This window comes from Mycetohabitans sp. B2, assembly GCF_021733735.1.
Lineage (GTDB): Bacteria > Pseudomonadota > Gammaproteobacteria > Burkholderiales > Burkholderiaceae > Mycetohabitans > Mycetohabitans rhizoxinica.
The window spans coordinates 1-8,317 of sequence record NZ_JAHKSP010000069.1 but is presented as its reverse complement, the minus strand read 5'-3'; the positions used below and the strand labels follow the sequence as shown (position 1 = coordinate 8,317).

General features: G+C 55.3%; 6 protein-coding genes and 5 pseudogenes. 7 read left to right on the top strand and 4 right to left on the bottom strand.

Going from position 1 to position 8,317, the window contains the following annotated elements:
- The first annotated feature begins 404 nt into the window (after nucleotides 1–404).
- On the top strand, nucleotides 405–626 hold the full coding sequence (locus KPG66_RS15395; RefSeq protein ID WP_237071360.1) for a hypothetical protein: 222 nt from the start codon (nucleotides 405–407) through the stop codon (nucleotides 624–626).
- A gap of 30 nt (nucleotides 627–656) precedes the next feature.
- Here KPG66_RS15395 and KPG66_RS15390 read toward each other — a convergent pair.
- A pseudogene (locus KPG66_RS15390) lies at nucleotides 657–896 on the bottom strand (IS5/IS1182 family transposase); the annotation flags it as partial.
- On the opposite strand from KPG66_RS15390, the gene KPG66_RS15385 reads away from it, so the two are divergent.
- Nucleotides 789–1,055, top strand: coding sequence for a phosphopantetheine-binding protein (locus KPG66_RS15385; RefSeq protein WP_237071359.1), 267 nt, complete (start codon nucleotides 789–791; stop codon nucleotides 1,053–1,055). The pseudogene KPG66_RS15390 and the gene KPG66_RS15385 overlap by 108 nt on opposite strands.
- Nucleotides 1,056–1,410: 355 nt before the next feature.
- On the opposite strand, the pseudogene KPG66_RS15375 reads toward KPG66_RS15385, so the two are convergent.
- Nucleotides 1,411–1,753, bottom strand: a pseudogene (locus KPG66_RS15375) (IS3-like element ISBcen23 family transposase); the annotation flags it as partial.
- A 176-nt stretch (nucleotides 1,754–1,929) separates the two neighbouring features.
- Here KPG66_RS15375 and KPG66_RS15370 point away from each other — a divergent pair.
- The 3 genes and pseudogenes from KPG66_RS15370 to KPG66_RS15355 all read left to right on the top strand — a co-directional run.
- On the top strand, nucleotides 1,930–3,285 hold the full coding sequence (locus tag KPG66_RS15370; RefSeq protein WP_237071358.1) for a hypothetical protein: 1,356 nt from the start codon (nucleotides 1,930–1,932) through the stop codon (nucleotides 3,283–3,285).
- 552 nt (nucleotides 3,286–3,837) lie between these two features.
- Nucleotides 3,838–4,818: a tyrosine-type recombinase/integrase gene (locus tag KPG66_RS15365; protein ID WP_237071357.1), complete on the top strand. Its 981-nt coding sequence runs from the start codon at nucleotides 3,838–3,840 to the stop codon at nucleotides 4,816–4,818.
- Between the two features lie 253 nt (nucleotides 4,819–5,071).
- A pseudogene (locus KPG66_RS15355) lies at nucleotides 5,072–5,185 on the top strand (IS66 family transposase); the annotation flags it as partial.
- Between the two features lie 326 nt (nucleotides 5,186–5,511).
- On the opposite strand, the gene KPG66_RS15350 reads toward KPG66_RS15355, so the two are convergent.
- The gene (locus KPG66_RS15350; RefSeq protein ID WP_336886367.1) at nucleotides 5,512–6,195 is read right to left on the bottom strand and encodes a hypothetical protein; all 684 of its coding nucleotides are present in this window, start codon (nucleotides 6,193–6,195) and stop codon (nucleotides 5,512–5,514) included.
- Nucleotides 6,196–6,375: 180 nt separating this feature from the next.
- Between KPG66_RS15350 and KPG66_RS15345 the strand changes: the two are divergent.
- Nucleotides 6,376–6,958, top strand: a pseudogene (locus KPG66_RS15345) (DDE-type integrase/transposase/recombinase); the annotation flags it as partial.
- 318 nt (nucleotides 6,959–7,276) lie between these two features.
- Entirely contained in the window at nucleotides 7,277–7,594 is a 318-nt protein-coding gene (locus tag KPG66_RS15340) for a hypothetical protein (protein WP_237071356.1), read from the top strand.
- Between the two features lie 253 nt (nucleotides 7,595–7,847).
- Here KPG66_RS15340 and KPG66_RS15335 read toward each other — a convergent pair.
- A pseudogene (locus tag KPG66_RS15335) lies at nucleotides 7,848–8,177 on the bottom strand (hypothetical protein); the annotation flags it as partial.
- Nucleotides 8,178–8,317: the final 140 nt, after the last annotated feature.

Here is an 8,317-nt window from a genome sequence, read left to right as displayed (position 1 = left end):
TAATTGTTGAATTTTAGATGGCAACGACTTGTAAATCTGAGCAAGGCCTTTTGGAATGAAGCTGCAGCTTTCTTCATTACGGTCTTTTAAAATCTGCTGTTTTGTTATTTGCCGATCCATTTGAAACCGTAAAGATTTTTCACTCCCTTGTTAAGCCGCCTTAACTTAGCAAGGTTCGATAATATAATAGTCGACTCAGGTGCGGACAATTTACCAATGTCCACGCTCATGGAAATCATTGCCTGGGTGCGCGACGCGCTTAAGGCAACCTTGCGTTACAGTCCAAAAAAACGAAGGCAAGAAGGATAGAAAAAAAGCGGACGCCTCGCGTGAGGAGGCAAGGTGGTTCGAGCTACATTAGGGTACTTTGTCACGGTGTTCACTCCAAACATCGCCTTTATGGAATGGCAGTCGCTGCTGCCGAAGAATTACCCCATTTTTCGCTGGCCTGCGCCGCGCACGAGGATGAAGCCCCGCTCTCACGTGCACAGTTTGTTAATGGGGTAACTATAGACATGAATTACGAGCAGTCCAAGCAGTTTCTCTTTACTCAAAACGACAAAAATAAAACAAAAAACGCTAAAATGGCACGTTCTTGCAAGAAAAACGATTTAAATAAAATTTAATCTAGATAGTGTCGTTACGAGATTTTTTAGCTATAGGGTAGGGCACCGAATCTGTGCGGCAGCGACAAATGAGTCCAGGCGCTTGGCGTAGCGGGTGGCAATGCCACGCCATGGCTTGAGATGAAGAAAGGCATTTTCAACCACATGCCTGTGGCGGTACAAATGCTTATCGTAGTTCCGCGGCATCTTGCGGCACTTGCACGGCGGAATCTGGGCTTGCATGCTTTGGGCGCGCGCCTGCTCGACAATCACCTCGCTATCGTGGCCCTTATAACGGTGCAGATTCATGACAACTTCTTTGATTTAGGAGGGCATTCACTGCTGGTTATCCGACTCATTAGCCGTATTTATGCTAGCTTCGGCGTTGCAATCACCATCCGGACGTTGTTCGAGGCACCGAACATTTTATGGTGTCACGGATCGGCGTAACGAGGCCACTCGGAATGGCCTCGTTACGCGATTTCGAAGGTTTTCAAGAATGACGATGCGATAGGCGCCGTGGAGTAGGCGGTCGAGGGTGGCGGCATCGGGGATGCGGTTGTCAGGGAATGCGTCACCCCATTCGCTGAAGTCTAGCTTCGTATAAGTTATTTGGAAGTGGATTCGTGCTACGGTGGAGCAACGTCTTTGTTGGCGTGGTAAGCGAAGCGCACGTGAGCATGTCAGCTCGATACCCGCTATTTTGCAGAAGTCGAATACGGTCTCGTTCATGAAGGCGGTATCATAAAGCCTGTTCGCGTACGTCACGCAGCAGCCGGTCAATGGTAGCGGCGCTGATCTGGTCCGAATTGGGTTGTGTCGCACGGGCAGGCCAATGTCGTTGCCACAACGACGACGGCGAGGACACCTCTGCGCAATGTTGAGCTGCAACGCTTGCCACATTCGCCGCACGCGCGACTCGCCCAGCGCCAGCCAGGCCGACATCCGCCGGTAGCCCAAACGCGGCATTTCCTGAGCGGCCGCAATCAGTCGCTTGCCGCGCTCCGATCCTTCCGCGGTTGCTTAAGCGTATAGGTTGCCACCCGACGACTCAGCCCCAGATAGCAACACGCCTTGCGTTGCAATTGCTCCCGCCGAGTCAGCACTTCCAGCGCTTCGCGCCAGCCCGTCAGAATCTTCATTTTTTTCAAAAGCGTGAGATGCCAACAGAAGATGTAACAACTTTCGCATATTGGCATGGCACTATCCGCCAAGAACATGGCGTTCACAGTCCATCGCTATGCTTAGCTTCACGTTTTCAGCTAGCCTGCTGTGCGGCCTCACTTCGTATTGCGCCGTTTTTTATCGACTGCCGAGCTTACCGATGGACTTTGATTTGCATGCCGCTTTGAACGACTACCAAGCCTACATGTGTGCATTGGAGTCGTGTCCGCAAGCTGCTGCGTCGGCTCCCCCGCCGACATTGAAACCAGCAAGCGGTGGGCTGGCGAGCCCATCGGCCAGCCGGCCCACGACATATCATGACCTGCCGCTCGAACTGATTCAGCAGATCGGTGACTGCGTGCCCGTTCAAGACGTGGGAAACTTTTCAGCAGTCGATCGTCGTACGTATCATGCGATGCAAACTAGGCGGTTAGTCTACCGCTACTGGCAACGAGCCAACCAAGTCGTCAGTCTTGCGTCAGTCAACCAACTGCTCAATGAAATGGAGGGCACGCTCGCCGATCCGGCGCAGCATGTCGAGCCGCTTGAGGCGTTGCGCCAACATTTGGAAGCGTTGCCGTATCGCGAGCGCGGCGAAGCCTTCAAGCGCATGTACGCGGCGGCGCAGCGCATTCCGAAGGATGGCGTGCAGATACAAAAAGCGCTGTTGTTGCACTCATTGCGCGATTTTCATTGGAGCCATCGGGATGAATTATTCGACTTCGCTTACGCGATGGCGCAGCGGCGTGCGCCCGAGGAGGAGAATGTCTGGACGGAACTCGCTGATAGTTTGGAGTCGTTGTTGTTTGGCTCAGCTGAGTTTGTTGAGCGTTATCAGGCGCTTGTGGCTCGGCTTGCGTCCTTGAGGGTGTCCGAGCAAGCGGAGCTGATTCCGGTATTGTGTCTGCGAATGATTCACTTTGGTGGAAGCGATGACCGCCTCCCTGGACTGTATGCGGTGTTGCACGGACAAGCGTTGCAGCTTCCGCCCTCTGTGCAAGGCGCATCGGTTGGCATGTTAGCAAGTTTCATATGGGTTTTGCCGTACGCGGAGCGGCTCGCACAGTACACGCAGCTGCGTGATGTGGCGTTGTCGCTGCCTGACGAGCAGTTGGGCGTTGCGCTAAGCTCTCTTCCAGAGGGGTTGACGGATTTACCGAGCGAACACCACGCACACGAACTCCAGTTACTGGAGCCGGCATTGTTGCGCATACTGCCAGCGCAGCGCGCGCAGGTCGCACTCGGCCTACTAACGTGTACCTACAGTTTAGACGATGCACTGGTACAGTGGGTCTGGCAGCAGGGCTTGAGTCTACTGAATGGCGCGGGCGAAGTCGCTTTATGCGATGTGCTTAGCAGGCTTCGAGCGCAGGGTGCGATAAGTAACTTAGACGATCGTCAATGGAATATAGCGGTGGTTGAGATCACCCGCTTTATGGAAGCCAACCAGTTTTCCGAGCTAGCCCGGGCGCGAATCCAGGACAGTGTGCCTTGGCTCAGAAGCCGGTCACATTAACCTACGGCTGAAGGCCCATCAGCGAAGCCGGCAAGCAATCGGGCAACGAAGCCTCGACTCGACGCAAGTGTGATAATCGAACGACACTGACGACCACTCAAGGCAAGCTGCACGGCTTACCTTACAACACGGATGCTTTGGCAGCCTTCACGACAGCACTGGACAAGATACGCTCAATAGGGATCCAACTTGCTGGCTGCTGGTGGCCGTTGCGCCCGCTCGGGGAACCCACCGGCGTTGATTCAATGCCAAGCCGTACGCCGCTCCAATGCTGTAAGGCGCGCAATCGTGCGTATTGCCATCCCACTTTGATGATGGCGCATGACCGCCCCATAGCGTGCGAGCATGCAACTTCGCGGATATGCCACTGGCAGCGGCTCAGCGCACGCCGACAGCCTTCTGTGCCAAGATGACGCTACTTTAAACGCAGACTAAGATGGATCGCCTCGGCGGCCATGGATGGGTACCCGTTGCTTGGGATGTCGGGTCGCGGCATACTGATTATGCATTTAACAGTCATCCACCTATCGACACCCACTCTCCCTGTCTATCATGACCGAGGCTGATCTATTTGCCGCCCAGCAGCGCACCGATTGGGATCGCGCGCCCATTCAATCATTTGAAGCCTGGCTGGCTCGCCAAGCCGGGCGTGGCGCCTCTCGCACCTTGCGGTCCTCGTCCGCTCAAGTCTATCTGGCCCAATGGCGTGCGTTCGTACGCTACCTTCAGGCGCATCGCCTGCTCTTGAGTGCGGCGACGCCCGACACGATCAGTGCCTTTCTGGCCAGCTTGAGCCGCGAGAATCGAGACCAACGTGCGCGCTATCGCAAACTGATTGAGCGCGTGTTCATCGATATCGATGCGTGTACGCAACAAAGCGGGAGCGTCAATCCCGCTGTGGGCGCGTTACGAGACAGCCGAGCCACCTGGAAGCGCGTCAAGGGCAACCAGGACACCGATTTTTTATCGCCACAGGAAAGGCAAAACATCATCGACATGCTGTTATCCCCGGTGACGGCCACGCATTATGAGCGCTGGTGCAGCTTACGGGACCGTGCGTTGGTGGCGACGTTCCTGGGGGCGGGGTTGAAAGTATCGCAAGCGCTTAGATTGACCGTTAACTGCATTAATATTGGGTTGGACCGGCTTATGCACATCACCTCGCCAGGCTCGCGTTTCTCGCATCAGCCCCGGCCCGAACCCTTTGCCCTGTCGGCGTTGGCGCGCTGGTTAGTCGAACGGCACACCAGCGGTGTTGATAGTGCATGGGTCTTTCCTGGCGGGCGGGACGGGCGCCCGATGCACGCGGTCACCGCGCTGCGCGCAACCGAGGCCATCGTGCGCGCCTGCGGCGTGGCCGATAGGCGGCAAGCGCGCACCAGTCCTCAGACGCTGCGCAATAGTTACATCGCGGCGCTGTTTGAAGCCGGGCAGACCACACTGGCGGTCAGCGAGGTGCTCGGCGTGGAGCTGATCACTGCCGAGCGCCTCAAAAAGGCCTGGCAGAAGTGGGCCGCGAGACAGTCAGTTTGATCGTAAGCGTCTACAGGAACGCACGCCAGCCCAGTACCTCGCCGTAGTCGTCTACGTTTAGCTAAGTATCATCTCTACGGATCGGCGGTTTCTGCCAAATTGACAGAGTCAGATGGGGGTGCCGACAAATGGGCTTGTTTATACCAAAGATCGGCATAAACCCCCTGTTGCGCCAGCAAACTACGATGCGTGCCAGTCTCTACGATCTTCCCATCCTGCACGACCAAGATCAGATCCGCATGCTGAATGGCAGCGCGCATACGTATGGGCATATTCCACAACGCAGTTCGCCCACGTGCGCGCCGTGGTCTATGAATTCGCCGATAGCCGCGCGGGCGAACATGCTCGCCAGTTCCTCGGTGACTGGCGCGATCTGAAAAACGTGCTCAAACGATTGCCCATCCACCGAGCCGACGACATCGCAACCCTTCTACCACATTGCTTAGCGCCTGCCCCGGCTTGATTGACGGCGATTGATTGACGGCGATTTACCTCCAGAGATGCCTTCGCCGGGGGATTACGGATGAGGTGCTGGCGCCTGCATTAATGGAAGAGAAGGGTATCCGGTGGTCGATAGTGAATCCTATTTGAGGTGGCGGTTCACCACTTGAAGGTAGATGGTCAACTGACATCGCCCTGTCTGACTCGCGAAGGATCCCCCGGATAAACGAAGCATGCAGGTTCAGCCGCAGGTTAATGTGGCCGACGCTTGATAAACTCAGTTGAGCCAAACAGCAAGAATCTTAAACTGTCAGCGAGTTCTGTCCAGACATTATCCTCCTCGGGCGCACGCCGCTGCGCCATCGCGTAAGCGAAGTCGAATAATTCATCCCGATGGCTCCAATGAAAATCGCGCAATGAGTGCAACAACAGCACTTTTTGTATCTGCACGCCATCCTTCGGAATACGCTGCGCCGCCGCGTACATGCGCTTGAAGGCTTCGCCTTGCTCGCGATACGGCAACGCTTCCAAACGCCGGCGCAACGCCTCAATCGGCTCGACGTGCTGCGCCGGATCGGCGAGCGTGCCGTCCATCTCCTTAAGCAGCTGGTTGACTGACGCGAGACTGACGGCTTGGTTGGCTCGTTGCCAGTAGCGGTAGACTACGCGCCGACTGTGCATCGCATGATACGTACGACGATCGACTGCTGAAAAATTTCCCACGTCTTGGACGGGCACGTAGTCACCGATCTGCTGAATCAGTTCGGGCGGCAGGTCATGATAGGTCGTGGGCCGGCTGGCCGACGGGCTCGCCAGCCCACCGCTTGCTGGTTTCAATGTCGGCGGGGGTGCCGACGCAGCAGGCTGCGGACACGACTCCAATGCACACATGTAGGCTTGGTAGTCGTTCAAAGCGGCATTCAGATCAAAGTCCATCGGTAAGCTCGGCAGTTTATAAGAAAACGGCGCAATATGAAGCGAAGCCGCACAGTAGGTTAGCTAAAAGCGGGAAGCTGAGTACAGCGATGAACAGTAAACACCATGTTCTTGGCGGATAGTGCCATGCCAATACAGGCAAAGCGAGCACAGTACACGTCAGAATTATCACTAGCCTAGCGCCGGCAGCGGAACAGCGGCGACAGGCCGAATAAAACCCGCATGAGCAGCGATGCCTCGTTGGCATACGTCAGAGCCATCCATGCACAAATCAAGAGCAAATATGGCTGGCCGCACATGTGCAAAGAACTGCTTGCACGCGGGGTGCGTGGGCAAGTAGCGGCAGGTAGTGAGGTGGTCTATGCAGCCACACATGAAGACGGAGGTAGTCACGGATGTGCTGTGCATGGCATGGTTTCGGCGCTATCCCAAGGTATGATCGTGCACAGCGACTGCGGCAGCCAGTACGGTAGCAGCCTGTTTCAAAACACGCTTAGGGTCTATAACACACGCTCGTCAATGAACCGACGCGGCAATTGTTGGGGTAATGCGCCTACCGAAAACCTGTGGGGCTCGCTGAAAGTTGCACGCCTGCATGCAGGGCAGTTGACCACGCCGCGTGCAGCAATGGATGAAGTCATGGACTGGCTGTGCTTTTACAATGCACACCGTTTGTGTCCGACGCTGAACTACGTCAGTCCCATAGAATATGAAGCAATATGAAGCAAACTGGTTTGCAGCCCAGCAAGGTCAAGCTGCATAAGGTCCACTGCTAAGGGCGCTGCCAACCAGGGAAAGAATTACTTGACGTAGCAACATGTATTTCATCCTTATGTGTTTAATCCGTAATTTTCGACGCTATGCGGCACCAAACCATCTTGAAAAATGCGTGCTTCTTTCCTAGGTTTTTTATGAAGAGGTTTTTGTAGATGCCCGTTGCTAAGGTAGGTAGGCACACAAATTGCGGCAGCACCGGCGCCACGGTCCATTGCGCATATATATGTTATGCGTATGGCCGGTTGCCGGAGCAAACCAATCGCTCCGGGCTATTACATAAAGCCAGTACTGATGGAGAGATAACATGTTGAACAATTTGGTCCAAAGCGGTATCAAAAAAGTCACAGATAAGGCTCAAGAAACCGTTGGTCACGCGTCGGGCGAAGGCGAATTGAAAAAGGTCACGGATAAGGCGCACGAGGCTGTCGATCAGGCTGCAAACCAAGCCGATCAGTTGTCTGACCAGTTTCATCAAGCCACGGCGTCGATACAAATGGCTTACGAAGGCATGGTAAAAGATCTGCGTGCCACTGTCATGAACAAACCTTTCAAGGCGTTGGCGACCGTGGCGGTACTGGGCTTTGCAAGCGGCCTCCTGTGTGCGCGTGGCAGGCGCCGTTGACGGCCTTAGCGAGGAAAGTACGGGGGACATCAGTCTCGACACCAACGTGTAAAGCGAGCACATATCTGCTGGCGATACTGGCGTTTTCTCTTGGCTGGCTTGCTGATTGCTTGGGCTGTGCGCGCGTGCCTTTGAGCGCGTGGCGTTGGTCGTCGCGTTGTTGCTGCCGATGCTGCTAGCAATTCATCCCGCGCTGATTCCGCAGTTAATCGGACATACTTTTGAGCTCTGGATTCGTGCCTGAGCTGGCGCCGAGAACTTCCAAGGGTTCGGCATGCTGCGCTGGATTGGCGAGCGTGCCGCCCATTTCATTGAGCAGCTGGTTGACTGATTCACGACTCGTGGCCTGTTTGCCCGCCGCCAATAGCGATGGACCAGGCGCCTAGTTTGCATTGCATGATAGGTGCGTCGATCGACGGTGGAAAACGACATCATGTCTTGAACGGGAACATAGTCACCAATGCGCGCGATCAACTCGGTTGGCAGACCCGGTAGGTGGTGGGCTGCTTAACCAGCGGGTTTGCCCACGCGGAGCGGGGCGGGGCGGCTGTGGTGGCAGCGGAGCCGACGCGGCAGGTTGCGGGCGAGCGCTCTATACGTTGCGCGTGTAATTTTTGGCGAATAGATTAATTTACATAATCTATATTATCGCATTATTAGCGTGTAGCGGCTACGTTGTAATGTCCGCTTTTGGCTAAGTTCAAATGTCCGCTTTTCGGTTCA

Coding starts and splice junctions, on each gene's coding strand:
- KPG66_RS15395 (WP_237071360.1), top strand. CDS start 405: ATGGCAGTCGCTGCTGCCGAAGAATTACCCCATTTTTCGCTGGCCTGC.
- KPG66_RS15385 (WP_237071359.1), top strand. CDS start 789: ATGCTTATCGTAGTTCCGCGGCATCTTGCGGCACTTGCACGGCGGAAT.
- KPG66_RS15370 (WP_237071358.1), top strand. CDS start 1,930: ATGGACTTTGATTTGCATGCCGCTTTGAACGACTACCAAGCCTACATG.
- KPG66_RS15365 (WP_237071357.1), top strand. CDS start 3,838: ATGACCGAGGCTGATCTATTTGCCGCCCAGCAGCGCACCGATTGGGAT.
- KPG66_RS15350 (WP_336886367.1), bottom strand. CDS start 6,195: ATGGACTTTGATCTGAATGCCGCTTTGAACGACTACCAAGCCTACATG.
- KPG66_RS15340 (WP_237071356.1), top strand. CDS start 7,277: ATGTTGAACAATTTGGTCCAAAGCGGTATCAAAAAAGTCACAGATAAG.